The organism is Micrococcus sp. 63XJN7_6_ISO-PGPR-S23-444 (genome assembly GCF_058072765.1).
This window is the reverse complement of the sequence record NZ_JBYRDX010000002.1, coordinates 52,314-76,173: the sequence shown is the minus strand read 5'-3', so window position 1 is coordinate 76,173 and position 23,860 is coordinate 52,314. Positions and strand designations below refer to the sequence as shown.

The window sequence follows — 23,860 nt, the reverse complement described above, 5'->3', positions numbered from 1 at the left end:
GGCATGTCCTTACTTCTGGCGCTCCAGGACGGAACGCGTGCTGGCTTCGGGTGTGAGGTCGATGCGCCGCAGCAGCTGGGCGTTGAGCGCGACAACCACGGTGGAGGCTGACATCAGGATCGCGCCGATCGACATTGGCAGGACGAATCCCACCGGTGCCAGGATACCGGCCGCCAACGGCACCGAAAGAAGGTTGTAGCCGGCGGCCCACCACAGGTTCTGCTTCATCTTGCCGTATGCGCGTCGCGACAGCTGGATGATCGAGAGCACGCTGCGTGGGTCGGAACTGGCCAGGATCACCCCGGCCGAGGCGATGGCGACATCGGTGCCCGCGCCGATCGCGATGCCGACATCGGCCTGCGCCAGAGCCGGGGCGTCGTTGACGCCGTCGCCGACCATCGCGACCCTCTTGCCCTCTTCCTGCAGCTGGGAGACCTTCGCGGACTTGTCCTCCGGGCGCACGCCGGCGAAGACGCGGTCGATGCCGAGCTCCCGTCCGACCTCGTTCGCGACCGCCTCGGCATCGCCGGTGATCATGACGACCTCGACACCGAGGGCGTGGAGGGCGTCGACGGCGTCGCGGGATTCTGGCCGGACCTCGTCGGCGAGCCTCAGCCCGCCGACCACCTGGCCGCCGCGGAGAACGTGCAGAATGATCGCGCCCTCGGAGCGCCATGCCTCGGCCGTGCCGACCTCGTGCTGACCGGTCTCCTCGAGCAGCCGGGGCCCGCCGACGCGGACCTTCTGGCCGGAGACGGTCGCGGTGACGCCGACGGCGGGCGAGGATGAGAAGCCGCTGGCCTGCTGGAGGGCAAGGCCCTTGTCCTTGGCGGCGGTGACGATGGCCTTGGCGAGCGGGTGCTCGCTGTCGGCCTCGGCCGAGGCAGCGAGGGCGAGGACCTGGTCGGCGTCGAGTTCGCCGGTCGGCTCGACGCCGGTGACGGTGGGCTCGCCCTTGGTCAGCGTGCCGGTCTTGTCGAACAGGACCGCGTCGACCTGCCGCATGGACTCCAGCGCCAGGCGGTCCTTCACTAGGACGCCGCCGCGGGCGGCTCGCTCGGTGGCGATGGAGACGACCAGCGGGATCGCCAGGCCGAGGGCGTGGGGGCAGGCGATGACGAGCACGGTGATGGTGCGCACGACGGCCTCGTCGGGCATGCCGATGAGCGTCCAGACGACCGCAGTGACCAGCGCCGCGCCAAGAGCGAACCAGAACAGCCAGGCCGCGGCCTTGTCGGCGATCCGCTGGGCGCGGGAGGATGAGTTCTGCGCCTCGGCGACGAGCCGGTTGATGCCGGCCAGGGCGGTGTCGTCACCGGTGGCGGTGATCTCCACCCGCAGGCCGGAGTCGGTGGCGACGGTGCCGGCGGTGACGGTCTGGCCCTCGCCGCGAGAGACCGGGCGGGACTCGCCGGTGATCATGGACTCGTCCATGTCGGCGCGGCCGTCGACGATGGTTCCGTCGGCCGGGACGCTGCCGCCGGGGCGCACGAGGACCACGTCGCCCACGTCGAGGTCGGCTGGGGCCACCTTGACGACGTTCTCGCCCTCGACGCGCTCGGCCTCGTCTGGCAGCAGTGCCGCCAACGAGTCGAGCGCCGAGGTGGTCTGGGCCAGGGAGCGCATCTCGATCCAATGGCCCAGCAGCATGATTACGATCAGCAGCGCCAGTTCCCACCAGAATTCGAGCTCGTGATGGACGAGCCCGAGCGTGGCGGCCCAGGAGGCGAAGAAGGCCACCGTGATCGCCAGAGCGATGAGCAGCATCATCCCGGGCTTGCGGGACTTCAACTCGCTGACGGCACCGGTGAGGAAGGGCCTGCCGCCCCAGACGTACATGACGGTGCCCAGTGCCGCGGCGACCCAGCCCGCCCAGCCGGGGACCTCGTAGCCCAGCAGCATGGCGAACATCGGTGAGAGGGCGACCGCGGGGATGGCGATGACGAGGTTGATCCAAAACAGTCGGCGGAACTGGCCAACGTGGTCCCCGTGCCCGCCATGGCCGCTGTGATCTCCGTGCCCACCGTGCTGGGCATGCTCATCGTGGCCGCCGTGCTCGTCGAGGCCCGTGTGGCCTGAGTGCTGCCCGTGGTCCATGGCGTGGCCCTGATGCCCGGTGTGCTGACCCTCGCGCGTGCCGTGCGCATCCGCCGAGGCGTGCGCGGACACAGACCCGTGGTGATGCTCGCCGTGGGCGGGTGTATCGGTTTCGTGGCCGTGGTGCTGTTGTGAGTTCGGGTCCGTCATGATTCCTCTCCTCCGTCATCGAGCCAGGCCGATTGCCGCTCACCCGGTGGCCGGGCAAGCGAACGTCGGCTCAGGACGCTGGTTGGATCTCGCTCTCGACGACCCACTTGTGGTTCGTCATCTTCATGCCGTCCGTCTCGTAGTCGACCATGTAGACCGTCTCATCGGTGGACGAAGCGATGGTGGCCTTTACGCCTTCCATGCCTTCCATGTGCTCGGCGAGCAGAGTCACCTCTGTGCCGTCGGCCAGGCGCGCGTCGCCGGCATCCTCAATTTCTTCCTGCACGACCCACTTGTGATCAGTGACGGGGTCGCCGCCACCTGCGGGCGTGTAGTTCACGGAGTACGTGTACGTGTCGAATGCGCCGGAAATCGTTGCTGTAGCCCCTTCCATGCCTTCCATGTGGTCGGCCGTGAGCTGCACCTCGGTACCGACAGGGTAGGTGGGCTCACTGGCTTCGGCGATACCCTCGGGTGCCGGTCCGCCGTCCATCGGGTGCTCCATCTCTTCATCACCGCTTTCTGCGTTGTTGCCGCCGTGGCCCTGATGCTCCTCAGTAGCCGAGGGGTCGGTCTGCTGGTTGTCGTCTGCTCCGCTGGCGCAACCGGCGAGCACGAGCGCCACTCCGAGGGCTCCCGCTGCCAGTCCTGTTCGCAGTCTCCTCTGCATGTCATTTCCTTTCATCAATATGCCTACCCTATACCCCTAGGGGGTACTAGTCAAGGCTTGTGTGTTGTGTCGGTATGGATCAATCGGAAGCCCCTTCTCAGAGGGTCTGCTCGTGTTGGATGGGCAATGCGGCGATGAGGGGATGGTCGAAGCCCGTCGGTCCGGTCTTCGCGGCTCCTCCGGGAGAACCCAACTCGTCGAAGAACTCGACGTTGGCCTTGGAGTAGTCAGACCATTCGTCGGGCAGGTCGTCTTCGTAGTAGATGGCCTCGACGGGGCAGACCGGTTCGCAGGCTCCGCAGTCGACGCATTCGTCGGGGTGGATGTAGAGCGAGCGTTCGCCCTCGTAGATGCAGTCGACAGGACATTCGTCGATGCAGGCGCGGTCCTTGACGTCCACGCAGGGAAGCGCGATCACGTAGGTCATGGCTGCTCCTCTCGGTCGGGTGCGGATCGGCGGTGAGAGCCGGTGGGAGGCTCGGGGAAGTCGTCAGTCTCTGCCGGGCCTGCGGCCGGGTGCGGGATGCGCAGGCGCAGGACGGTGGCGACGAGGCTGAGGGCGATGATGATCGCACCGAGGATCGTCATCGTCCCCGACAGGGTGAGCACCGGCACGAGCAATCCGGCGACGATGGTGGGCACGCCGAATGCCAGGTAGGCAACTGTGTAGATCACAGCCATCACGGCGGCGCGTTCCGACGATGCCGTGTGGGGCATGAGTGTGCGCAGTACCCCGAGGAACGCTGTGCCGAACCCGGAACCGACGATCGCGACCGAGGCGACATAGGCTGGGTAGGAACCGAGTGCGAGGGCGCCGATGCTCACTGCGGTGCCGAACGCCAGGGCACTGGTCGCATACAGGCTGATGGTGCGGGCGGAACGCCGCTGTAGGACGGAGGAGGCGGTGACTCCGGAGATCGCCAGTGCGAAGAGGACGATCCCAGCTTGGGTGTGCGTGGAGCCCCCAAGCTCACTGCCGACGAGGTCGGCTCCGAGCGCGAGGAAAAGCCCGTTGGTCGCCCACCCGGCGATGATCACGGGCACTCCGGCGGTGAACATGCGGCGTAGGTGCGGTGGCACGGTGAACCGCGGACGGAGGTCGCCACGTCGTATCTGGGTCTTCGGGGCCAGTTCCGGTGTGCTCCACACGACCGTTGCCACGATGAGGAAGGCAAGCACGAGCGACCCGAAGACGGCAGTTGTCGGTTCGGAGGTGAGATCGAGGAGAAGTGCAGCACCGAGAGCCCCGGCCCCAAGGCCAATCATCGGGCCGATCGTGTTCCACAGGGCTGCGATGTTCCGATGTGACGGGGACTCGAAGTCGATCATCATCGCCGACAGCGCCGGGATCAGCAGCCCCGCTGCGAGCCCTTGCAAGGCTCGGGCGACCAGGAGCGCCGCGAGGCTACCGGCGAACCAGAACATGGCCACGCTCAGCGCCAGCGCCAAAGAACCGGCGGCCACGACCGGACGTCGGCCGACGTGGTCGGAGAGTGGTCCGAGGTAGAGCAGCGCGGCCAGGAGGGTGAAGGTGTAGACCGCGAACACGAGTGTGGTGGCGACGGGGATGAGTCCGAGCCGTTCGGCGATCTGGGGGTAGAACAAGGACGGCGCGCTGGCAGCGGCCATCATGAGAATGGTCGCTGCCAGCGAGAGCACGAAGCCCCGCCGTGGGATCTGCCTAATACAGTCTCCCGCCATTGCCTATGCCCGCACGCCGTGGAGCTGCTGCCCCCACTGGTAGACGGTGCCGACTGCGTCGATGCCAGTGACGCCGACGACGATGCCGTCGGTCTCGTGGCGGACGATGAACTCCTCACCGGCTTCCAGGTGGGCGTCTGCGCCGGCTGTGTACCCGACTCCGGAGATCATCTGACCGTAGACCATTGCCATGTAAGGGCTGCGTGGCAGGTAGGCGCCCGGATCGTCGCTAATGCCGAGGTCGTGCAATGCGGCCTGCGCGGCATGCGCACCCTGTGCGGCGGCGTCTTCCCAATGGTCGATGCGCCAGGCGTCCAGTGCCTCGTCGTGGTGCGTGGCCACGCCTCCGGCTGCGTAGACGTGGTCTGCCGCGGCGCGGAGGTGATCGTCGACGTCGATACCGTTCGTCCACGGTGACGGGGCTGCGGGCGTCGTGCCGAGCGCGAGGAGAAGGAAGTCAGCCACGACGGGATTTCCGTCGTTGAGGGTGATGGTGACACCGGATTCTGTTTCGTCGACATGCTGGAGAGTGCGACCGAATCGGGCCTGCACCTTGGCGGCATGGTCGGCGGCGAGGCGCTCAGCCACGGGCGCCCCAAACGCTCCGACGCCGGGAACTGAACTGCGGGAGACCAGCGTGACCATGTGTCCGTCGGCTTGCAGAGACGAGGCTGTCTCGGCTGCGATGATTCCACCGCCGTAGATCGCTACCCGCGCGGGTCGCCCCAGTCCGGTCAGCAGCTTTCGGATGCCCAGGGCATCCTCCACGGAGTGAAGAGCGGTGACCCGCCCTTGTCCGGCGTCGTCGCCGCCGAACACGTCAGCGGGCAGGGAGCGGGGCATGCTCCCGGTCGCGACGATGAGCGCGTCGTAGGAGACTTGTGCGCCGGAGGTCAGCTGGGCCTGCTTCGCCGAGGTATCGACTTTGAGCACGGTGTCGGCGATGACCTCGATCTGAGGCAGCGGGAGCTTGATCATCTCCGGCGGTGTCTGACCGAACGCGATTCCCTTGATGAGCATCCGCGTATAGGGCGTCTCCCCGGTGCGGGTCACCAGCGTCACCCGGACATCGTCGCGTGAGGCGAGAGTGCGGGCGGCTGCGGCCCCGGCTGCTCCCGATCCGAGGATGAGGACGTGCTGTGGGGTCATAGAAGAACTCCTGGATGCTGGTCGTGATCGAACTGATGCGCCGGCGTCAGGAGCGCACGAGGCGGGCGATGGCCTCGGACGCCTCGCCGAGCCTCTGCTCGCTGACTGGTCCGCCGGCGAGTGCGGCGTCGAGGACGCAATGCTTGAGGTGATCGTCGAGCAGGCCGAGGGCGACGTTTTCGAGTGCCCTGGTGACTGCGGAGATCTGGGTGAGGATGTCGATGCAGTAGCGGTCCTCGTCGACCATCCGATCGATGCCGCGGATTTGGCCTTCGAGGCGGCGCAGGCGATTGCGGTACTTCGTCTTATCGCTGATGTATCCGTGGACGGACGCGTCGCCGTCGCCTCCTGCGGGGCAGGTGTCGAGGTGGGTTTCGGTGGTGGGAGTCGTAGTGGTCATGTCGGTTCGCTCCGATCAGGTGGCGGGGTGCCGCAGCGGTGCCGCGGCACCCCGCACGCTGGTGGATTACGCCATGTTGGCGGCGTACTTGGCTGGGTCCGAATCGAACGCGGGCCCACAGCCAGCGCAGCAGAAGTAGTAGCGCTCATCCTCGAAGTCGCGGTAGAGGCCGGCGGCCTCGGCGGTCTTCTTGCTGACCGGGGTGCCGACCATGACCGGGCAGGTGGTCATGTCATCGGCGCCCCCGCCAAGAAGGTTCTCGCGTCCACCGTTCTCCACGGCCGGGTTGGTCTCGTTCGTGCTGCAGCAGCTGCTCATTCTCTGGTGTTCCTTCGTTATTGGATTCGTGTGGATGGGTGGGTTCTCGTACGTCACTTCGAGGCGACGCTCGTGAACCCGCGCAGGCGGAGGCTGTTGCCGACGACGAAGACGCTGGAGAACGCCATCGCCGCACCTGCGAGCATGGGGTTGAGCATGCCGAGCGCAGCGACCGGGATCGCGGCGGTGTTGTAGGCGAATGCCCAGAACAGGTTGGTCTTGATCGTCGACAGGGTCTTCCTGGACAGGCGGATCGCGTCGACGGCGGCCCGCAGGTCACCGCGCACGAGCGTGATGTCGGAGGCCTCGATCGCGACGTCCGTGCCGGTGCCCATCGCCAGGCCCAGATCAGCCTGCGCGAGCGCGGGGGCGTCGTTGACGCCGTCGCCGACCATCGCGACGATCTTGCCCTCTTCCTGGAGGCGAGTGACGACGTCGACCTTGTCCTTGGGTAGCACTTCGGCGATGACCTCGTCGATGCCGACCTCGGACGCGATCTGGCGGGCCACGGCCTCGTTGTCACCGGTGAGCAGCACCGGGGTCAGGCCGATCTCCTTGAGCCCGCGGATCGCCTCGGCGCTCGTGGGCTTGACGGTGTCGGCGACGACGAGGATGCCGCGCGCAGCACCGTCCCAGCCGATCGCGACGACCGTCTTGCCCTCGCCCTCGGCCTGGGCCTTCGCCTGTGCGACCTCCGGAGAGAGCTTCTGCGACCAGTCCGCCAGCAGAGACTCGCGGCCGACGACGACCGGGGTCCCCTCGACGATGCCCTGCACGCCCTTGCCCTCGACATTGGCGAAGTCCTCTGGAGTAGGCAGCTGGCCGACTTCCTGGGTCGCGCCCTTGGCGATCGCCTGCGCAATCGGATGCTCCGAAGAGTCTTCCAGTGCACCGGCGAAACGCAGCAGCTCCGTACGATCCACACCGGGCTCAGTGATCACGTCGGTCAGAGTCATCTTGCCGCTGGTGACGGTGCCGGTCTTATCGAGCACGACGGTGTCGACCTTGCGAGTGGACTCCAGCACCTCCGGGCCCTTGATGAGGACGCCCATCTGCGCACCGCGCCCGGTGCCGACGAGCAACGCGGTCGGGGTCGCCAGACCCAGCGCGCAGGGGCAGGCGATGACGAGCACAGCGACCGCTGCGGTGAACGCGGCGGCGACGGGGAACCCGCCTCCCAGCCAGGCGCCGAGGGTGATGAACGCGACGACGATGACGATCGGCACGAAGATGCCGGAGATACGATCGGCCAGACGCTGCACCTCGGCCTTGCCGGTCTGCGCGTCCTCGACGAGCTTCGCCATCTGTGCGAGCTGTGTGTCCGAACCCACACGAGTCGCCCGCACGACCAGGCGGCCGCCGGCGTTGACGGTGGCACCGGTGACCGAGTCGCCCTCGCGGACCTCGACCGGCACGGACTCGCCGGTGAGCATCGAGGCGTCCACCGCGGAGGAGCCGGAGGTCACGAGACCGTCGGTGGCGATCTTCTCGCCTGGACGGACGATGAACTCGTCGCCGACCGCCAGCTCAGAGGTGGGGATCTTCACCTCTACGCCGTCGCGGAGTACGGCGACTTCCTTCGCGCCCAACTCCAGGAGGGCGCGCAGCGCGGCCCCGGCCTGGCGCTTGGATCGCTTCTCGAAGTAGCGGCCGGCGAGGATGAACATCGTCACGCCCGCGCCGACTTCGAGATAAATGTTCGCCGCGCCATCCGACGGAGCGATCGTGAACTCGAAGGGGTGCGTCATGCCGGGAGTGCCGGCAGTGCCGAGGAAGAGCGCATAGAGCGACCACAGCAGCGCGACGGAGGTACCCATCGAGATGAGCGTGTCCATCGTCGCCGCACCGTGCTTGAGGTTCGTCCACGCCGCCTTGTGGAACGGCCAAGCTCCCCAGATGATCACCGGTGCGGCCAGGGCGAGTGAGGCCCACTGCCAATACGTGAACTGCAGCGCGGGGATCATCGCCATCGCGATCACGGGAACAGTGAGCACGATCGCGCCGATCAGCCGATGCCGCAGCGAGGTGAGCTCACTGTCTTCCTCCTCCCCGGCCTCGGTCTCCGACATGTTCGCCGTAGTGTCCTTGGGCTTGGGCAGTGCGGCCGTGTACCCGGTCTTCTCGACCTCGGCGACCAGCAGTGACGGATCGTAGCCGGCAGGCACGGTGACCTTAGCCTTCTCAGTGGCGTAGTTGACGGTGGCCGCGACGCCATCGAGCTTGTTCAGCTTCTTCTCGATCCGGTTCGCGCAGGAGGCGCAGGTCATCCCGCCGATCTCCAACTCGATGTCCGGCCCACCCGTTGGGGGCGCTGATGTGCTCATCCTCTTCCTTCTTTCTCAGCTCTCGTGCGACGCCGGGCCCTGCGGGTCAGTGGCCGTCGGAATGCGAATCGTCTGTCTTCGTGCCGTCACCGTGCTCGGCGTCGATCACGAACTCGGCGGTGTGCACCTGCCCGTCGACCTGGAAGTCCAGGTAGAGCAGGTAACGGTCGGCGGTCGGGGCCTCCGCTGCGAATCGGATCTCGGGTCCGGCCGTGTCCCCGGCCTGGGGCTGGTCGCCCTCGGCGTGGACGTGCAGGTAGGCGAGGTCACCCTCGCGCAGCGCCACCAGGTGGCCGAACGCGCCCAGGTAAGGCTCCAGCGTGGTCACCGGCTGACCGTCACGCTCGACCGAGATGGTGAGCTCGCTTGAGGTGCCCGCAGTGAGGTCGCCGTTGAGGGAGACGGTGTATCCGTCGACCTCGTCGGTGGGCTGCGCCTCGGTCTCGACAGGGGTGAAGTCGCCCGCGACCTCGATTGCGCGGGTGAGAGTGATGCCTTCGGCTTCCTCGCCCGCGGGTGTGAAGTCGGCGTACACGCGGTAGGTGCCCGCCTCGTCCCAGGTCCACGGCACCGACCAGGTGCCTGTGCTCGTGTCGAGTTCGGGGTGCACGTGCTGGAAGCCGGCGCCGTCGGTGCGCACGGCGATCAGGTGCAGGTCCTTCTCGTGCGCGGTGGTGTATTCGGTCACCGGTTCGCCGGACTCGTCGAGGATCTGGAAGCTCAGGTCTCCATCCTCGCCTGCGGCCGTGGGGGCCTGGACCGGAGAGAGCACGAAGCCGTCCGCGCTTGCGGAGACCCCGTTCAGAGCGGGCTCCGCGGTTTCCTGCGCAGCGTCGCCGTGCCCTTCACCGTGTGCGTTCACGCCGCTTCCTTCTGCCCATGCTGCTGCGAAGCTATCGGGAATGACGGCGCCGGCGAGGCCGAAGGCCCCGCCGAACGCCACCACCAACCCGGCCCCGTAGAGCGCGAGCCGTCCTCCGGCCTTCATCAGACGCGCACCGCCGAGTAGCCGGCCTCCTCGACCGCCGCGAGGACCTTGGCGTCGTCGATCTCGCCCTCGGCGGTGACGTTGAGCTTGCCGGTCTGCGCGCTGACTTGGATGTCCTGGACGCCGGGGATCTCGCTGACCTCCTCGCGGATCGACATCTCGCAGTGGCCGCAGGTCATGCCCGTCACCTGGTAATCGTTCGAAGCCATCAGGTGTCCTCCTTGTATGTCGGGTTGTACGTCGGGAGTACCCCTACCGGGTACGTGTACTAGTCAAACGTATACCCATGTCAGGTATTCCGCAAGGAGGGAGGCGATCGTGTGAGCTGCATTGCGCAAGTGCTGCAAACAATGGTTGGAGCGTCCGAGGTGTGCCTTGTGGTGCACCGATGCTGCGGGGCGATCCGCTGGGTTCTGGCGCTGCGCGTCGGAGAGTAGTGACCCCTCGGCTCATCAGAACCGTGGACTGCCTTGCCGCATCGACGAAGGCAGCGAAGACTGGTACGAAACCGACTCGCGCCCAGACCCGTCAGTGAGTGGGGTCAACGCTCGGGAAGCGCGGTGCCGGAGACCCCAGGCAGGGGTCTCTGACGGTGACCCTGGTGAAGGCGCGCGGGCGCAGCAGCACGGGGACAGTCAGTGGCCGGGCCGATCCCGTGGAGGACGTCGTCACCCTCGGGGTTGTCGAGATGCAGCAAAGACTGCACGCGACTCGCCGTGAACCGTTCGGAGAGGGGGCGGGATCCGGTGTGTGAGGGAGCCTGGCCGGACGCCCCTGCCGTGCTGGGGCGGGGAGCAGGCTGGGGTATCGAGTCGACAACTCTAGGCTGTCACCGTGACCACTGTTTTAGATCACCTCCGCGCTGATGACCGCGAGCACGTCGGGTACATCGAGATGACCGACGAAGGCCTCTTCATCCCCTACGACCTCCTGCGTCGGCGATGCGGTGAACCCATGGAGTCGACCGAGGCCGAAGAACTGCTTGACACCGTCGGTTTGCAGGCGTTGGGCGAACAGTGGCTGCTTCGCACCGAGGGTGACGCATGGGTGCCCGTGGGCATCCAGGAGTTCTCACGAGAGGCCGTCACAGTGGCGCCGCGGCTCGATGACAGGGCGGTGGCCAAGGCGCCGGATCTCACCGCGACGGTGATGTTGTCGTTGCCGACGGATCGGCTCCGTTCCGCCGAATGAGGCTGGGCGGTTCCCTTCTCAGGCGAAGATCTCCCGCAAGGGTGTCCACCCCACGGGAAGCGGCCCGCAGATGGCGGCTCGTTGCCTGTCTGCCTCATGGGACCAGCCCTGAGCTTGTCCCGGGCTGCCGACCAGACCCCGGGCCAGGCGGAGTCCCACGTCCTCCAGGACGGCGTCCGGGGCGCTGCCCCGGCGCACTGAGGCGCGCACGCTCCAGGGTTCATCCGCCCAGCCACCCCCGCGCAGACTGCGGTAGTCGCCGTAGCGGGCGGGATCGGCGTAGTCCCAGCACCATTCCCAGATGTTGCCGAGCATGTCGTGCAGACCGTGCGGGTTGGCTTTCTTCATGCCGACGGGCTGGGGGCCCTCAAGGTGGTCGAGGCTGGTCCAGGCGATGTCTTCAAGCGGCCCGTAGGTGGGCGAGGTCGTTCCGGCGCGGCAGGCGTACTCCCACTCGGCCTCGGTGGGCAATCGGTACCCGTCAGCGCTCGTGTTCCAGGTGACGGAGCGTCCGTCCCCAGCATGCGTGTAGGCCGGCTGCAGCTCTTCAGCATTGGATAGCTCGTTGCAGAGGTTGATGGTCTCGAACCATGTCAGAGGCGTGAGCGGGCGTCCGGTGCTCCGGTCACGGAGGGGGTGCACGGCCATCTCGAAGGGCTCCAGTTCCACATCCCGTGTGGTCCCGCGACGGGCGTCACGCAGGGTGATTTTTCCCGAAGACAGGGTGGCCATGGAGGGCTGGTTCATGGCGTCAGCGTCGCACACGGGCTGACTGGAGAACCACGAGCTGCACCCGGACAGGGTTCAACTGTCAATACCTAAGTGGCTCGTGGTCGTATGAAACATATTTGCGCGTTTGTGAAATCTTCGCTGCATCTCGACAGAAGAGTGGCTCTACGTACGCGCCTACGCCAGCGACGGTGAGCGCACCGCCGCGCTGGCGGCATTCCTGAACACCTACAACCATGACCGTCCGCACAGCAGCCTGGGCAACAAGCCACCGGCCAGCCGGGTTCCGATCACGTCGTACCGGGTCCAGCCTCAGCCGAAGGTGCTCGACGTTCCTTAGATCGAGGGCCTCGGGCACGAGCCCACCCTGTTCGACCTCCTGTAAACAACCTCATGAAGTGGAACACCTAGCCCTGGATACTGCGCAGCCTCATATTGGATAGTGGCACTATCCATCAATGGCAGGGCGCTCCCCGGCCCCCGCCACCGCGTACCGCCAGCCAGGCGTCGTGAACCCAGGAGGCACCATGACCATGCCCACCACCCACGCCTTGGACACCTCGCAGGGCCTCGTCGTCTTCCACATCGGCATGACGATCCGCAAGCCGCACCGCCCCGACCTGTGGGCACCCGTGGCGGCCGCCATGCCGCGCATGCTTGCCGAGCTGCATCGCGCCAAGGACGCCGCCACCGCAGGGCGGGGGACGGATCTCGGCTTCCTGGGGGCCAGCACGCTGCTGGGCGCCAGGGGCCCCTGGGTGGTCCAGTACTGGCGCAGTGTGGAGGGCCTCTACGCCTACGCCCACGACGCGGATCAGGAGCATCTGCCGGCTTGGCGGGCCTTCAACCGGGCGTCCCGGCGGCACCCGGACGCGGTCGGCATCTGGCATGAGACCTACGCCGTGCGTCCGGGTGGGGTGGAGACGGTCTACGTGGGGGGTGCCTGCGTGGGGCTGGGGGCCGCTACGGGGACCGTCCCCGTCGAGCGGCGGGGCCGCACCGCCAGGGAGCGGCTGGACGGGGGCGACCGTCTCACTCCGGCCTCGTGATCCTCGACCCCGTCTGTCGCCGAGCGTCCCGGGGGCTGTCGAGAGCGGCCCCGTGAACGTTTCTGCCCGGTTTCAGCCGGGGGCAGGTGCCCGTGGGTGGTGGCGGAGCATCGGACTGCCACAAACGGCCGTTTGCGGCGCTCGAGGGGGAGTGGTGGCTGACAGTCCAGACGCGGTGAAGATCGCACGCGACTCGTGAAGGACGGTTCCTTGGAAAATTTGGGGCGGAGAGCGCCAGACGACTCAGTCCCCGACAGCCTCGATCCACCCGTGCCGGCGGGCCCCCGGGTCCTGCCGTGTGCCGCGGTCGACCACGGTGAACCCCGCCGCGGTCATCACGCCCGCGAGCTCGTCGACCGGCCAGTACCACGCCGTGGTGACGGCGTGATCGAAGGCCTCTACCTGGTCTGACGCGAAGAAGCCCAGCGGCAGTGACCCGCCAGGGCGCAGTGCCTGGTGTGCGCGCTCCAGGAGGAGAGGCATCTCCACCGGCGGCGTGTGGATGATTGAGTACCAGCCCAGGATCCCGTCGAAGGCGGCTACGGGCAGGGTCTGGAACGAGCCCGGCTTCACGCGTACCTCCGGGTGGGTTCGGTGTGCGTGGGTGACGAACTCTTCGACCGGCTCGATGCCCGTCACCTCATGGTCCAGCGAGGCCAGGTGCGCGGTCCAGTGGGCCGGCCCACAGCCGACGTCGGCCAGAACCCCATCCACCCGGTCGGCCCAGGCTTCGACCAGGAGCCTGTCGTCCTCGGCCACGGCGTCCATGGTGCCGAGCTGCTTGGTGTACTCGGCCGCGCGGGCGCCATAGGCGGCCCGGTTGGTGAGAAGTCCTTCCCGGGCGGCGTCGTCAGGGGTCACTGCTGCCCCTCCGCCGGCGCGAGGAGCTGCCAGAGCTCGTGGTCCTGCCAGCGGCCGGCGATCCGCAGGTACTGCGGGGCCAGGCCGTACCGCTGGAACCCGTGGTGTTCCAGCACGCGGCGGGAGGCGTGGTTATGGGGGAGGATCTCGGCCTGCACGCGGTGCAGTCCGAGCTCGCCGAAGGCGATCTGCAGGGCCTGCCCGACCGCGGCGGCCGCCACGCCGCGGCCCGTCGCCTCAAGCGCGACCCAGTAGCCGATCGAGCAGAACTGCCCGGCCCCGCGGACCACGCTGGCCAGGGTGAGACGGCCGAAGATCGAGCCCGCCGCGTCGGTGATGAGGAACGCGTAGGAGCGGTCCGCTGCACGGTCGTGCTCCGCCTGTTCAAGGGCCTCGCGCTGGCCGGCCTCGGTGAACCATCGGGCGGGGCGTTCTGGCTCCCACGGGGCAAGGTGCTCGCGTTGGCTCCGTGCCAGGGCGGCGAGGGCCTCGGCGTCGTCGAGGACGGCAGGGCGCAGACGGACGGGCATGGATCGAGCGTAGCGACCGTGATCCCGTGCGCTGGTCAGGCGATGGGCAGGAGGAGCCGGTGTCAACCCTTCAGGGCCTGATCGGCGTATGAATCAAATTGGCGCGTTTCTGAAATCTTCGCTGCATCTCGACAGGTGCCATAACGCGAGCGGGAAGCCCGCGGGAAGAGCGGGAGTCGAGCGCCTCCACCCATCGGGAAATCCTGAAGGACGGGGAAGAAAGAAAAGCGAGATATTGCCCTCTGGAATGGGCTGATTCGCTCGGGTTAGCCTCCTCCTCTCGACTCCGTCTCGCTGAGGAGGCTACCCGACGTGTCAAGTCCATGGAAGGGGGTACCGGGGTGATCTGCCTTCCACATGATTGAGTTTTTACGGCAGGGGGTACCGGGAGGCGCAGAGGGTGGGGTGCGTCGGCGAGGCGGGGGAAGGGACATCGGCGGCGCGGTCGGGCCTTATGGGCAGTGAACGAGAGTCGTCGGCCCCGTCCTCGGGGCCAGAGGGTGAGGCCGCAGATGAGCGTGGACATGGAGCCGCAGATGGGTGTGGGCACGGCGCAGGCCGGCGCGCATCAGGAGGTCGACGAGGGGCTCAGGGCGCTGGCCCCTCAGCCGCAGCCGGCGAAGTTCTTCGGGATCGGATCGGGACTGGTCGCCGCCGGCGCGCTGGCCGCCGGCATGTTCGCCGCCACGGACCCGGCCCTGGCCTACGCGGTGGCCGGCGGTGGTGCCGGCGTCTCGACGGCATCCCTGGTGGTGGCCGAGCGGGCGCGGCAGCGGGCGGAGATCGCCGACCACTTCACCGAGCAGATCTGCCCGGTGATGATGATCCGCCCGCGGCCGTCCCGGGCCGCGGTGAAGCTCTCCCGCTGGCGTGGGGGGTTCATCGGCCTGCCCCAGCAGGTGCAGCTGACCTACCACGCGAGGGTGGTGCCGGACCCGGAGTGGCTGAAGTCCCTGGCCGAGGTCGCCTCGGTCAGCCTCGGGGCCAAGTACAAGGTGGAGGCCCACCTGCCGCGCAAGCGACGCGTGGTGCTCGGTGCCGTGGGGGCCGAGCAGGTGGAGAAGACCGACCCGACCGTGGACCGCGCATCCCGGGTGGTGCGGGACCTGCTGGGCGAGTCCGCCCGCGTGAAGGTCGAGCTCAACGACGACGGCGACGCGACCCGCATCGAGGTCGCCCACGAGCAGGGCAGCAACATGGCCATGGCCTCCAAGCGGCTGCGCGTGGAGCGGGTCCTGGCCACCCGCGTGCCCGGAGACTGGGTCCCGGAGTGGAACCTGGTCGAGGACACCGTCGTGTTCTCCGCCCGCGAGCCGATGCCCTCCCTGGTCCTGCCCCCGCCGGAGCACTCCCCGCTGGTGCGCACCCACGCCGACTACCGAGATTTCCAGATCCCCCTGGGTGTGGACGAGGACGGCGAGCAGCTCTCCTGGCACCCCCGCAAGCAGCCCCACATGGTGGTGGTCGGCACCACCGGCTCGGGCAAGACCGTCGTGGAGCAGAACGTCGTCCAGCGCCTGACCCAGGCCGGCTGGAAGGTCTGGGTGATCGACGGCAAGCGGATCGAGTTCATCGGCCTGCGGGACTGGCCGAACGTGGAACGGCTGGCCTCGCGCATCGAGCACCAGGTGAAGCTGATCGAGGACGCCCACGACCTGATGAACGAGCGCTACGCGCTGATCGAGGCCGGCAAGGCGACCTCCGCCGACTTCGAGCCCGTGGCCCTGATCGTCGACGAGGCCACCACGCTGCTCGAGGCCGCCGACGACTGGTGGGCCGAGGTCAAGCCCAAGGGCGGATCCTCCAAGTCCGCGGTGCTCAAGCGCCTGGGCAACATCGGCCGCCTGGGCCGCTCGGCGAAGATCCACATGCTCATCGGCCTCCAGCGCGCGGACACCCGCTTCATCTCCGGTGAGTTCCGCGACAACCTCGGCATGCGCGTGGCCATGTCCCGCCTCAGCCCCGACGGCGCCAAGATGATGTGGGACTCCTACGTGGTCGGCACCACCATCCCCCGGCACATCAAGGGCCGCGGCATGGCCCTGAACTCCGCCGGCGTGCCCGTCATGATCCAGACCATCTACGCCCCCAACCCCGACCCGGGATCCGACGACTACGACCCCCAGCGCGTCGCCACGGTGCGCCCCCGCGAAGTCGTGCACAAGAAGATGCTGGTGGAGATCCTCGAGCCGGTCACGGTGGACCTGGACGGCAACGAGAACCCCACCAGCTACGCCGACTACATGGACGCCCGCGTCTACGAGGCCCCCGACCAGCCCCAGGTGCAGCCGGCCACCGCGCCCGCCGCCCGGTCGGCCGTCCCGGCCGGCGCGCTCGCGGCCTTGCAGTCCCTGAACACTGCTCCCGCCACTGCCGCGGTCGAGGAACGCCCGACCGGGCGCCCCTCTCCGGCTGTGCTGGCCGACCCCAGCCGCCCCGTGATCGCCGAGCGCAAGCACATGCCCTACGTGCCCGACGACGAACAGGACCTCTTCGAGGGCTACGGCGAGCCCGTCGAGTCTCCGGCCGAGGAGTTGCAGGCCGGCGACCTGATCCAGATCGACCCCGACGCCGAGACCTGGGCGGTGCTCGCCGAGGACCCCCAGGAGGACGAGGCCGGGATCTACCTGGAGTACATCGAGCGCGACACCGGGGAGGCCGGCGGCATCTCCGTGGCCGCCACCGAGATGCTGCCCACCCGCCACATCGAACACGAGGAGAACTGAGATGAGCGCGAACACCAACGGCACCAGCGACGGCACCGACATCATCTGGATCACCCTGGCCGGCATGTTCTTCCTGGGCACCGGCGCCTTCACCGCCTGGGCCGCCAGCGCCATGAACTCCGTGCGCCAGAGCCTGCTGGAGATCGGCCTGCTCGTCCCCGCAGACCAGGCCGCCTTCGAGCTCGCAGACACCGGCGTCGGCGTCAGCCTCCCCCTCGTCTTGGGGGCCGCCGCCGTGCTAGTGGCCATCGTCATGATCGCCGCCTATCGGTCCGCCAGACGCCGGGCCCGCGGCCTGGACGACTGACCTGACGGACTCGTCAGCAGCTAGGGACATGTCGCGGAGAGCCCGGCCTTGTGGTCAGTGAAGGCGCCCGTGCAGGGCGGATGGATCGGACCAGGAGGTTGGCATGTGCAGGGCTCAGGGCGAGGCGGGGTGTCCCCACGGACGTCGATGCCCCCCGAACGCAACGGCACGGGAGGCCGCGCTGAAGCGTCGACGGGAGAACCGGGCGATCGGACAGCAGATCGCCCGGTGGGCCAAGGCCGAGGGCAAGGCTGACGAGCTGGCCGAGCTGAAGAGGCAGCGCAAGCCCGTCAACGAGATCAAGGAGTGGGCCGGTCAGGCCGGCGCTCCGGAAAGCGTCTTCGCCCGCGCCGCGGGCCCGGCCAAGAAGGGATGGGAGGCGGCCAAGACCGAGCTGCGCAACGACCCCAAGGCCCCAGCCCGCCGTGCCCCGGCCCGCGGGGGAGCGTCGGCCGCCGCAGCTGCCGGCGGAGCAGGAGGCGTCGGCGGCGGTGGGGGCGCTGGCGGCGCCGGAGTGGCCGGTGGCGGCGGAGCCGGCGGCGGCGTCGCGGTCGCCGGTGCGGGCGGCGGCGCAGGCGCAGGCGCTGGCCGCGACCACCGCACCCCGACCCCGGCTCCCGGCTCAGCCTCGACGGGCGCTCGCGGACCTGAGTGGTCGGAGTGGGAGTACCAGTGCGGCGAGGAAGAGGCTGCGCGCGTGGCGTTGCTGGTGGAGCGGCAGGGGCGCACCGCCGAAGAGCGGCAGCTGATGCGGATGGACTCGGCGCGTGAGGGCGCGCCGGTCGCGGGCAGGGGCGTCAACGACATCAAGCGTCTGGTGTGGGACGACGGCGCGTGCGGCTACTTCAAGCCCTACGACGAGCTGGACATGGACACCGCCGAGGCCTATGGCCACGACGGCCGGCTCCAGCCCACCCATGAGGCCGCGGCCTCGCAGTTCGCCCAGGCGCTGGGCCCGAAGTACGCGGCTTTGGTGCCTCCGGTGGCCCTGGTCAAGTACGACGGCCAGTGGGGCTCCATCTCCTATGGAGTCCCCGGGGGGCCGATGCGGGCAGAGGCGAACGTGATGCAAATGGCGGCGCACCACTCCGATCAGGCCAGTGATCTGGCCTTCTTCGACTGCCTGATCGGGCAGGTCGACCGCCACGGCAGCAACGTCCTGATGGATCGCCGCGGCCTCTCGGCGATCGACAACGGATTCGCCTTCACCGACGGCGTCGGCGGCGTGAACGCCTCGATGTTCGTCGCCGCGCGCTCCCAGCACCCGCAGGCCCGCGCGACCACTCGGGAGGAGAAGGCCATCCTGGCCCGCTTCCTGGACTCCGAAGACGGCCTGGGCCTGCGCGGCACGATCGAGGAAGGCCGCTTCCACGAGGTGCGCCGGCGGGCACGCCTGATGCAGAGCAAGGGCCGGATCCTGAGCCTGTCGAATCTCTACGAGCGCTGATAAACTGATACAAGATCAACATAAGGAGATCTGATGTTCACCATCACCATCCACCACCTGGACGGCCCCTCCGGCCTCCAGCGGCACGTCGGATACGTGCACGTTGACGGGGAGGACGTCCAGATCCATGACCCCGAGGGGCACCTCGACCTCGAGCTGCCCACCCCCACCGTCGACGACCTCGGCCGCGGCGAGCGCCGGCGCGCCACCTACGCCCAGGACCCGGTCGTGTGGGCCTACAACCTGCCTGCCCTGCTCCGCGGGCCCTACGTGCTCGCCCAGCGTCATGACCAGACGCCGGACTGGGTCGAGCAGCTGCTGGAGCAGCCGCAGGCGCCGGCCGCCAGCTCCCCCGGTGACGCCGAGCTCATCGCGCAGCTCATCGCGGGCAGCTCCGCAGCCAAGGAGGCCGCGGCCGAGCCGGCATGACCGGCCTCGGCGATCGCGTGCGGATGAGCTCGCGGTCGCAGCTTGGGCCCGCGGGCCGGACGGGGACGTGTCGCGGAGATGCAGCATGAGCTGCTGCTGAACCGACCGCGAAAGACGCTTGTGCGGTAGGCGGGGGACGTGTATGGTTAGACACGTAGCGGGCCGCATCAGGGGGCCTGCACCCCTCACCGAAGGAGCGCCCCATGGGACGCATCGCCCACCGCATCTACAACGTCTACGGCCCGGACAGCGCCGACATCGACTGCCTCTGCTCCCTCTGCGGCAAGGCCGACTACGTCTCCATCACCCAGGACGAGGCGGACGCCCTGGACGCCGGCCAGCCCGTCCACGAGGTCCTGCCCCACCGCACCAAGGTGGAGCGGGAGCGGATCATCTCCCAGATCTGCCCCGACTGCCAGGCAAACCTCTGCTGACCTCCCCGCCACGGCGGCCCCCCTCACTGGAGGGGGGCCGCCGTCGTCTCATGCGCCAACGCTCCAGCCCCGGGCCGGCAAGACACCTGCGGAGCCGGGGGTCGCGCACACGGGGGCAACACCGCCAGGGCCACCCATGGTCGCAGCGTCGGCGCCAGAGGCGCTGGCCGCGCTCGCGGGCGGGGACGTGTCGTGGAGATGGGCGGCCGGCTGCTTCAGCACGGCCGGCCGGGCTGCCGCGGCTGCGGGAGCTGGAGGTCCGGGGGCATGTCCCCGGCACGGCTGCGGGGCCGGCGCGGAGCCGCGCGGGGCGGGGGAGAGCGAGGCCTGTTCAGCCGGGGGATGGATACGATCAGCACCCCACCGGATCCGCGGAAGGACACCATGGCCAGTTCACTGCTCACCGACCTCCGAGAACTCGTCATCGACGAGGCGGAGCCGTTGTCCGGCCTCCTGCGCAAGTGCCTGCTGCTCGGCGCGGAGACCGGCTCGCAGGGGCTGCGGGAGTGGGCCCGGTTCGAGCTCAAGGGCTACCCCGACGGGGCCGAGGTGCCCGCGTACCGGAGTATCCACGCGGGGATGACCATCTCCTACGTCAGCGGGTACAACGTGGTGAGTGGGCAGTCGTGGTCTTGGCTCAACTTGCCTGCCGAGGCTCGGGAGATCGTCCCTGAACAGCTGACCCTGCGGTCCCCGCTGGCAGAGCTTGAGCAAATGGCCACCCAGGAGGCTGTCCAGTTCGGCAGCGGAAGGCTGAGCGCAGCCCTGCAGATCCTCAACAGCACCCTGCCCTTCGGTCAGGAGGCCCATGAGTTGGCCTACTCCGTGCCGGGCGCGACGCTCGCCGGCATCGTTGACGGGATCCGCACCAGCCTGGTCGAGCTCGTCGCCGACCTCACCGCCGACACCCCCCTCGGTGAGTTGCCCAGCCGCGCCGCGGTCGATGCTGCCCTGAGCGACCGCCTGGGCGCGCAGTACATCACCCACCTCCACGCGCCGTCTGGCCCTGTGGCTGTCGGCGAGGGCGCCCATGCTCAGGGCACGGTCGAAGACCTCTCTCGCGCGCTTGCAGACCTGCGTGTGATGGCGGAGAAGGAGGGGGAGGAGGAGCTGACCGAGGCCATCGACGAACTCCAGCAGGCGCTCCAGGAAGACCAGCCCGCCGTCGGCCCTGTGGCTGAGGGAGCCGGTCGCCTGCGTCGTCTCGCCGCCAACGTGGGGAGCGCGGCCCTGGGGTCCGCCGTCACGGGGGTGGTGGAGAGCGCCACCGCCATGGCCTTCGGCGGCGTCTTCGGCTGAGGGCCCGGGGGCCGCGTGCCGCCGAGGGCGGGCGACGTCGCCCCGCCGGCGTGCGCCAGGATCTCAGGCCCCCGATCCGCGAGAGCGGGCCGGGGACGCCGACGGGCGCGGACCGTGCGGTCCGCGCCCGTCGGGGGAGGTGGCGGCTCAGGGCTGGGGGTGATCCAGCTCGTGAGCGGCCATGGCGTCCAGGGTGCGGACCAGCTCGGGGAAGAGCATGGTCAGCACCTCGATGGAGCGGGCGCCCTTGGGGTGGTCGGCGACGGCGCGCCAGTGGCGGGCTACGGTGCGCGCGTGGTTGTCGCGGCGGGTGTAGAAGGCCTTGGCGTCCTGGTACCCGGCCTTGTAGCCGTCGGCGTAGGTGGGGGTGGTGGTCTGCTGCTCCATGAGCTGCCTCCTCCGGTAGGGGTGCAGGTGGCCGAATGCCTCCCGCTGTGTCAAACCATACACTCACGATGGGGTGGTGTCCAACCCGCGAGCGCGGGCAGGGCGGGGACGTGTCGCCGAGAGCCAGCTGCAGCAGCCAACCGCGGCGCCGGCTGAGCTCGGCCGCGGGGAAACGCGACTCGAGTTGGCGACATGGAGCGTGAGTGCGGTGGCGTCCCGGGGGCCGGCGGGCGGCTCACCGCCGGAGGCGTTCCCGGATGAACGCACCAACCACGAGCCCCGCCAATGCGGTGTCCCGCATCGTCACCCGCGTGCGCTTGCTCTGCGGCGCGGGGTCCTGGTCGGCAACTGTGGCGGTGGGGTTCGTGGTCGCTTCCGCAGCCGGGGCCTGGCTGATTGAGGCACGCACGACGATGACTGCGCCGAAGACGAGGAGAAGCACGACCTTCTCAAGTTCCCCCGGAGTCCGAACCGGGTTCTCTCCAAGAGCACCGAGGCTCCGAACCAGCAATGCGAAAGGGGCGAGGATCCCAAACGTGAGGAAGAGGAGTCTCGCCATGGAGCCCTTCTCCTTGTCGATCTTGCCGGCTTCCACGATGCGATCCCAGGCCGGGAAGTTGGCCAGAGCGAAGATTCCCGCCGCGGCGATGAGGCCCAGCCAGAAGTTGGCTGGATCTGCTGCGGGGGTGCTGGCAACTGGCTCGGATGTGCTGGCCGCCGTGAGGAAGGTGCGCATGCGGTCATCATCCCTTGGTAGGCCGATGGGGAGGCCGTAGAGCTGCGGGCAGGGCGGGGACGTGTCGCCGAGGGCCGGCTGCAGCTGCGGCTGCCGGCGCCGGTGGGGGTGCCGTGGAGCTGGCGCAGCCCCCGTCCAGGGGGCGGACGTGCTGGGCAGGGGGGCGGCGGTGAGCGCAGGGCGGAAGGCCGCCAGCACCGGCCCCCGCAGGGACGTGCTCCAGTCCGTCCGCCCGTTCGCGGCGTGGGCGACGAGGAACGCCGCCGCGCGGGGGTTGGGGGCAGAGGCCTGGTCGTCGCAGGTGTACGCGGTCCATCCCTGGCCGTGGACGGCCTCGAAGCGGTCGCAGAAGAACGCCGAGAGGTCCTCGGGGCTCTGGATGTCGAGCACCTCGACGGGGTCAGACGGATCGGTGGGGAAGTGGATCATCTCGGGCATGGGGTGCCTTCCAGGGGTCGCGGTCAGGGCGGGGACGTGCCGCGGAGATCCGCAGCCGGCAGCTGCACCTGGAGCTGCCGGCTGCGCGGTCGAGTCCGCGACAGGGGGGCTGCCGGTGAGCGGCCCCCGGGCCGGTTCGGTCATCCCTTGACGGGCTTCCAGGACAGGTCGAGGTCGGCGGCGACCACGGCCACCGAAGTGGCGCGGATCATGGCGGACACGGCGCGCACGTGTGCGTGGCACGGGACGCACGCCTTGGCGAGCGCCAGGCGCTCGTCGGACTGGGTCCCCTGGCCCCGGAGCCAGGACACGTAGGCCAGCACGGCCAGCGCGCCGGCGGCGGTCTCACGCGGACCCATGGCCACGTAGAGGTACTCGGGATCCTGGCGATCCAGGGTCGCCATGGCGGGCGGGCATGCAAGAGCCCCCCTGAAGGAAGATCCTCCAGAGGGGCTCAACTTTGCATTTTCTCCTAATCAAAGGAGTAGAAATATCCAAATCAGTAGTTCCACGATGTGGGGTAAGAGATCGGATGCGAGGGAGGCTATCGCCTCCCAGGGGACTGCATGAAGCCACTCGGCGACCTTCTCGGCGGCCTCGACAGTGTCGGTGACTGCGACCATGCGGTTGGCAAGAAAGAAAATGAATATGAGCATTGGGTTTTGCGTGATGCGTCTGATCCACCTGCTCAAGGTGGACGGACGGTGCGTGCCTAACGGATCCTTACAGGAGCCTCTCCCTGTCTCGTAGCGGGTGTGATGTGCACGTGTCAGGCCGCTGCAGCGGCTTCGTACTCTGCCATGGGTCATGCTTCGTTTCCTCTCTTTGTGAGGCACCCGCGCGGCGAGTTCCGCGGGGCGCACCGGGAGTTCCCCAGCCTTTCAAGTATAGCAAAGGAGGGACAGAAAAGCAAATCAGAAGGTGTTTAGTGAATGCACCTCTGAGAACCCGCACGAATCCGGGAAGAGTAGGCCAAGAAGGGCAGTTGGTTAGCGTCTACTGAACACCACCACTGGCACCTGGGAGAGCGACCCAGTGCCCACGGCCATCAGTGGCGAGCGAGTGTGGAGGGCGGGGACGTGTCGCGGAGGGACGCTGCCGGCTCCGCGAGCTCGAGCTGCCGGCCGCCGCGGCTGCTGGAGCTGGGCATCCGGGGCATGTCCCCGGCACGCCGCGGGGTCTGGAAGCGATGCGTGGGGGCTGGTGGCACGGGGTGCGGCCGGTGCGCGGCCGCGGCGGGCGTGCTCGGGGTGGCGGGCCGGGCGGGGACGTGTCGCGGAAGGACGCTGCCGGCCGCGCCAGCTCGAGCTGCCGGCCGCCGCGGCAGCTGGAGCCGCGGGCCCGGGCCATCTCCCCGACACGGTCCGCAGCGGGGCCCTCACGGCCAGCAGCCGAGAGCGCGTGGGGCCGCCGACGGCTGGAAGCTCAGCAAGGGGGGAGGGCGCGGAGACGGCGGCACGACAGGGCCCCGCCGTGGGGGCGATGTCTGGGCCGGCGACC

25 protein-coding genes are annotated in these 23,860 nt (G+C 68.8%); 9 read left to right on the top strand and 16 right to left on the bottom strand.

Annotated elements, in window-relative coordinates; genetic code table 11:
* Nucleotides 1-9 precede the first annotated feature (9 nt).
* The 10 genes from AC3RJ9_RS11605 to AC3RJ9_RS11560 form a co-directional block, all read right to left on the bottom strand.
* A complete protein-coding gene (locus AC3RJ9_RS11605; protein WP_101966192.1) occupies nucleotides 10-2,247 on the bottom strand; it encodes a heavy metal translocating P-type ATPase in 2,238 nt (745 codons plus the stop codon).
* A 70-nt stretch (nucleotides 2,248-2,317) separates the two neighbouring features.
* Entirely contained in the window at nucleotides 2,318-2,917 is a 600-nt protein-coding gene (locus AC3RJ9_RS11600) for a YdhK family protein (protein ID WP_101966193.1), read from the bottom strand.
* A 97-nt stretch (nucleotides 2,918-3,014) separates the two neighbouring features.
* Nucleotides 3,015-3,344, bottom strand: a complete 330-nt coding sequence (fdxA, locus tag AC3RJ9_RS11595; protein WP_088477532.1) for a ferredoxin — start codon at nucleotides 3,342-3,344, stop codon at nucleotides 3,015-3,017.
* Nucleotides 3,341-4,576 carry an MFS transporter gene (locus AC3RJ9_RS11590; protein ID WP_101966206.1) on the bottom strand — a complete coding sequence of 412 codons (1,236 nt, stop codon included), beginning with the start codon at nucleotides 4,574-4,576 and terminating at the stop codon, nucleotides 3,341-3,343. Before AC3RJ9_RS11590 ends, fdxA begins: the two co-directional genes overlap by 4 nt.
* Before the next feature lie 45 nt (nucleotides 4,577-4,621).
* On the bottom strand, nucleotides 4,622-5,767 hold the full coding sequence (locus AC3RJ9_RS11585; RefSeq protein WP_101966194.1) for an FAD-dependent oxidoreductase: 1,146 nt from the start codon (nucleotides 5,765-5,767) through the stop codon (nucleotides 4,622-4,624).
* Nucleotides 5,768-5,813: 46 nt separating this feature from the next.
* Nucleotides 5,814-6,167, bottom strand: coding sequence for a metal-sensitive transcriptional regulator (locus AC3RJ9_RS11580; protein ID WP_006214162.1), 354 nt, complete (start codon nucleotides 6,165-6,167; stop codon nucleotides 5,814-5,816).
* Nucleotides 6,168-6,233: 66 nt separating this feature from the next.
* Nucleotides 6,234-6,485 carry a YHS domain-containing protein gene (locus tag AC3RJ9_RS11575; RefSeq protein ID WP_006213356.1) on the bottom strand — a complete coding sequence of 84 codons (252 nt, stop codon included), beginning with the start codon at nucleotides 6,483-6,485 and terminating at the stop codon, nucleotides 6,234-6,236.
* A gap of 53 nt (nucleotides 6,486-6,538) precedes the next feature.
* Nucleotides 6,539-8,809 (bottom strand): heavy metal translocating P-type ATPase, encoded by a 2,271-nt coding sequence (locus tag AC3RJ9_RS11570; protein WP_040560307.1) that lies wholly within the window; start codon nucleotides 8,807-8,809, stop codon nucleotides 6,539-6,541.
* 46 nt (nucleotides 8,810-8,855) lie between these two features.
* On the bottom strand, nucleotides 8,856-9,797 hold the full coding sequence (locus tag AC3RJ9_RS11565; RefSeq protein WP_180951262.1) for a DUF8832 domain-containing protein: 942 nt from the start codon (nucleotides 9,795-9,797) through the stop codon (nucleotides 8,856-8,858).
* A complete protein-coding gene (locus AC3RJ9_RS11560; protein WP_006213359.1) occupies nucleotides 9,797-10,006 on the bottom strand; it encodes a heavy-metal-associated domain-containing protein in 210 nt (69 codons plus the stop codon). The genes AC3RJ9_RS11565 and AC3RJ9_RS11560 overlap by 1 nt, the downstream gene beginning before the upstream one ends.
* Before the next feature lie 625 nt (nucleotides 10,007-10,631).
* Here AC3RJ9_RS11560 and AC3RJ9_RS11555 point away from each other — a divergent pair.
* Nucleotides 10,632-10,988, top strand: a complete 357-nt coding sequence (locus AC3RJ9_RS11555; protein WP_061873204.1) for a hypothetical protein — start codon at nucleotides 10,632-10,634, stop codon at nucleotides 10,986-10,988.
* A gap of 18 nt (nucleotides 10,989-11,006) precedes the next feature.
* Here the strand turns inward: AC3RJ9_RS11555 and AC3RJ9_RS11550 are convergent, their stop codons facing one another.
* Nucleotides 11,007-11,735, bottom strand: coding sequence for a formylglycine-generating enzyme family protein (locus AC3RJ9_RS11550; RefSeq protein WP_223246359.1), 729 nt, complete (start codon nucleotides 11,733-11,735; stop codon nucleotides 11,007-11,009).
* A gap of 127 nt (nucleotides 11,736-11,862) precedes the next feature.
* Between AC3RJ9_RS11550 and AC3RJ9_RS11545 the strand changes: the two genes are divergently transcribed.
* Both AC3RJ9_RS11545 and AC3RJ9_RS11540 read left to right on the top strand, forming a co-directional pair.
* Complete coding sequence (locus AC3RJ9_RS11545) at nucleotides 11,863-12,057, top strand: integrase core domain-containing protein (RefSeq protein ID WP_101966207.1); 195 nt, start codon at nucleotides 11,863-11,865, stop codon at nucleotides 12,055-12,057.
* A gap of 187 nt (nucleotides 12,058-12,244) precedes the next feature.
* Nucleotides 12,245-12,766 (top strand): DUF4188 domain-containing protein, encoded by a 522-nt coding sequence (locus tag AC3RJ9_RS11540; RefSeq protein WP_257963041.1) that lies wholly within the window; start codon nucleotides 12,245-12,247, stop codon nucleotides 12,764-12,766.
* 243 nt (nucleotides 12,767-13,009) lie between these two features.
* Here the strand turns inward: AC3RJ9_RS11540 and AC3RJ9_RS11535 are convergent, their stop codons facing one another.
* Together AC3RJ9_RS11535 and AC3RJ9_RS11530 are read right to left on the bottom strand one after the other, a co-directional pair.
* Entirely contained in the window at nucleotides 13,010-13,627 is a 618-nt protein-coding gene (locus AC3RJ9_RS11535) for a class I SAM-dependent methyltransferase (RefSeq protein WP_257963042.1), read from the bottom strand.
* Entirely contained in the window at nucleotides 13,624-14,157 is a 534-nt protein-coding gene (locus AC3RJ9_RS11530; RefSeq protein WP_101966197.1) for a GNAT family N-acetyltransferase, read from the bottom strand. The genes AC3RJ9_RS11535 and AC3RJ9_RS11530 overlap by 4 nt, the downstream gene beginning before the upstream one ends.
* A 512-nt stretch (nucleotides 14,158-14,669) precedes the next feature.
* Here AC3RJ9_RS11530 and AC3RJ9_RS11525 point away from each other — a divergent pair.
* The 6 genes from AC3RJ9_RS11525 to AC3RJ9_RS11500 all read left to right on the top strand — a co-directional run bounded on the left by AC3RJ9_RS11525 (nucleotide 14,670) and on the right by AC3RJ9_RS11500 (nucleotide 20,799).
* Nucleotides 14,670-16,883: a type IV secretory system conjugative DNA transfer family protein gene (locus AC3RJ9_RS11525; RefSeq protein WP_101966198.1), complete on the top strand. Its 2,214-nt coding sequence runs from the start codon at nucleotides 14,670-14,672 to the stop codon at nucleotides 16,881-16,883.
* 1 nt (nucleotide 16,884) lies between these two features.
* Nucleotides 16,885-17,190 carry a hypothetical protein gene (locus AC3RJ9_RS11520; protein WP_101966199.1) on the top strand — a complete coding sequence of 102 codons (306 nt, stop codon included), beginning with the start codon at nucleotides 16,885-16,887 and terminating at the stop codon, nucleotides 17,188-17,190.
* 103 nt (nucleotides 17,191-17,293) lie between these two features.
* A complete protein-coding gene (locus AC3RJ9_RS11515) occupies nucleotides 17,294-18,637 on the top strand; it encodes a hypothetical protein (protein ID WP_206495998.1) in 1,344 nt (447 codons plus the stop codon).
* Nucleotides 18,638-18,670: 33 nt separating this feature from the next.
* Nucleotides 18,671-19,066: a hypothetical protein gene (locus AC3RJ9_RS11510; RefSeq protein WP_049159949.1), complete on the top strand. Its 396-nt coding sequence runs from the start codon at nucleotides 18,671-18,673 to the stop codon at nucleotides 19,064-19,066.
* Nucleotides 19,067-19,269: 203 nt separating this feature from the next.
* Nucleotides 19,270-19,500 carry a hypothetical protein gene (locus AC3RJ9_RS11505; RefSeq protein WP_101966201.1) on the top strand — a complete coding sequence of 77 codons (231 nt, stop codon included), beginning with the start codon at nucleotides 19,270-19,272 and terminating at the stop codon, nucleotides 19,498-19,500.
* A gap of 342 nt (nucleotides 19,501-19,842) precedes the next feature.
* On the top strand, nucleotides 19,843-20,799 hold the full coding sequence (locus AC3RJ9_RS11500; RefSeq protein WP_145993080.1) for an AbiTii domain-containing protein: 957 nt from the start codon (nucleotides 19,843-19,845) through the stop codon (nucleotides 20,797-20,799).
* A gap of 147 nt (nucleotides 20,800-20,946) precedes the next feature.
* Here AC3RJ9_RS11500 and AC3RJ9_RS11495 read toward each other — a convergent pair whose 3' ends face one another.
* The 3 genes from AC3RJ9_RS11495 to AC3RJ9_RS11485 form a co-directional block, all read right to left on the bottom strand.
* Nucleotides 20,947-21,186 carry a hypothetical protein gene (locus tag AC3RJ9_RS11495; RefSeq protein ID WP_061873209.1) on the bottom strand — a complete coding sequence of 80 codons (240 nt, stop codon included), beginning with the start codon at nucleotides 21,184-21,186 and terminating at the stop codon, nucleotides 20,947-20,949.
* A 235-nt stretch (nucleotides 21,187-21,421) separates the two neighbouring features.
* Nucleotides 21,422-22,360, bottom strand: a complete 939-nt coding sequence (locus AC3RJ9_RS11490) for a hypothetical protein (protein ID WP_101966203.1) — start codon at nucleotides 22,358-22,360, stop codon at nucleotides 21,422-21,424.
* Between the two features lie 140 nt (nucleotides 22,361-22,500).
* Complete coding sequence (locus AC3RJ9_RS11485; protein ID WP_101966204.1) at nucleotides 22,501-22,764, bottom strand: hypothetical protein; 264 nt, start codon at nucleotides 22,762-22,764, stop codon at nucleotides 22,501-22,503.
* Between the last annotated feature and the right edge of the window lie 1,096 nt (nucleotides 22,765-23,860).

What these genes read in the sequence shown, in the direction of transcription:
- AC3RJ9_RS11580 (WP_006214162.1), bottom strand. Translation starts at nt 6,167, where the DNA reads ATGACCACTACGACTCCCACCACCGAAACCCACCTCGACACCTGCCCC.
- AC3RJ9_RS11605 (WP_101966192.1), bottom strand. Translation starts at nt 2,247, where the DNA reads ATGACGGACCCGAACTCACAACAGCACCACGGCCACGAAACCGATACA.
- AC3RJ9_RS11565 (WP_180951262.1), bottom strand. Translation starts at nt 9,797, where the DNA reads ATGAAGGCCGGAGGACGGCTCGCGCTCTACGGGGCCGGGTTGGTGGTG.
- AC3RJ9_RS11530 (WP_101966197.1), bottom strand. Translation starts at nt 14,157, where the DNA reads ATGCCCGTCCGTCTGCGCCCTGCCGTCCTCGACGACGCCGAGGCCCTC.
- AC3RJ9_RS11575 (WP_006213356.1), bottom strand. Translation starts at nt 6,485, where the DNA reads ATGAGCAGCTGCTGCAGCACGAACGAGACCAACCCGGCCGTGGAGAAC.
- AC3RJ9_RS11570 (WP_040560307.1), bottom strand. Translation starts at nt 8,809, where the DNA reads ATGAGCACATCAGCGCCCCCAACGGGTGGGCCGGACATCGAGTTGGAG.
- AC3RJ9_RS11560 (WP_006213359.1), bottom strand. Translation starts at nt 10,006, where the DNA reads ATGGCTTCGAACGATTACCAGGTGACGGGCATGACCTGCGGCCACTGC.
- AC3RJ9_RS11600 (WP_101966193.1), bottom strand. Translation starts at nt 2,917, where the DNA reads ATGCAGAGGAGACTGCGAACAGGACTGGCAGCGGGAGCCCTCGGAGTG.
- fdxA (WP_088477532.1), bottom strand. Translation starts at nt 3,344, where the DNA reads ATGACCTACGTGATCGCGCTTCCCTGCGTGGACGTCAAGGACCGCGCC.
- AC3RJ9_RS11585 (WP_101966194.1), bottom strand. Translation starts at nt 5,767, where the DNA reads ATGACCCCACAGCACGTCCTCATCCTCGGATCGGGAGCAGCCGGGGCC.
- AC3RJ9_RS11495 (WP_061873209.1), bottom strand. Translation starts at nt 21,186, where the DNA reads ATGGAGCAGCAGACCACCACCCCCACCTACGCCGACGGCTACAAGGCC.
- AC3RJ9_RS11505 (WP_101966201.1), top strand. Translation starts at nt 19,270, where the DNA reads ATGGGACGCATCGCCCACCGCATCTACAACGTCTACGGCCCGGACAGC.
- AC3RJ9_RS11550 (WP_223246359.1), bottom strand. Translation starts at nt 11,735, where the DNA reads ATGAACCAGCCCTCCATGGCCACCCTGTCTTCGGGAAAAATCACCCTG.
- AC3RJ9_RS11510 (WP_049159949.1), top strand. Translation starts at nt 18,671, where the DNA reads ATGTTCACCATCACCATCCACCACCTGGACGGCCCCTCCGGCCTCCAG.
- AC3RJ9_RS11540 (WP_257963041.1), top strand. Translation starts at nt 12,245, where the DNA reads ATGACCATGCCCACCACCCACGCCTTGGACACCTCGCAGGGCCTCGTC.
- AC3RJ9_RS11515 (WP_206495998.1), top strand. Translation starts at nt 17,294, where the DNA reads ATGTGCAGGGCTCAGGGCGAGGCGGGGTGTCCCCACGGACGTCGATGC.
- AC3RJ9_RS11520 (WP_101966199.1), top strand. Translation starts at nt 16,885, where the DNA reads ATGAGCGCGAACACCAACGGCACCAGCGACGGCACCGACATCATCTGG.
- AC3RJ9_RS11490 (WP_101966203.1), bottom strand. Translation starts at nt 22,360, where the DNA reads ATGCCCGAGATGATCCACTTCCCCACCGATCCGTCTGACCCCGTCGAG.
- AC3RJ9_RS11525 (WP_101966198.1), top strand. Translation starts at nt 14,670, where the DNA reads ATGAGCGTGGACATGGAGCCGCAGATGGGTGTGGGCACGGCGCAGGCC.
- AC3RJ9_RS11500 (WP_145993080.1), top strand. Translation starts at nt 19,843, where the DNA reads ATGGATACGATCAGCACCCCACCGGATCCGCGGAAGGACACCATGGCC.
- AC3RJ9_RS11485 (WP_101966204.1), bottom strand. Translation starts at nt 22,764, where the DNA reads ATGGCGACCCTGGATCGCCAGGATCCCGAGTACCTCTACGTGGCCATG.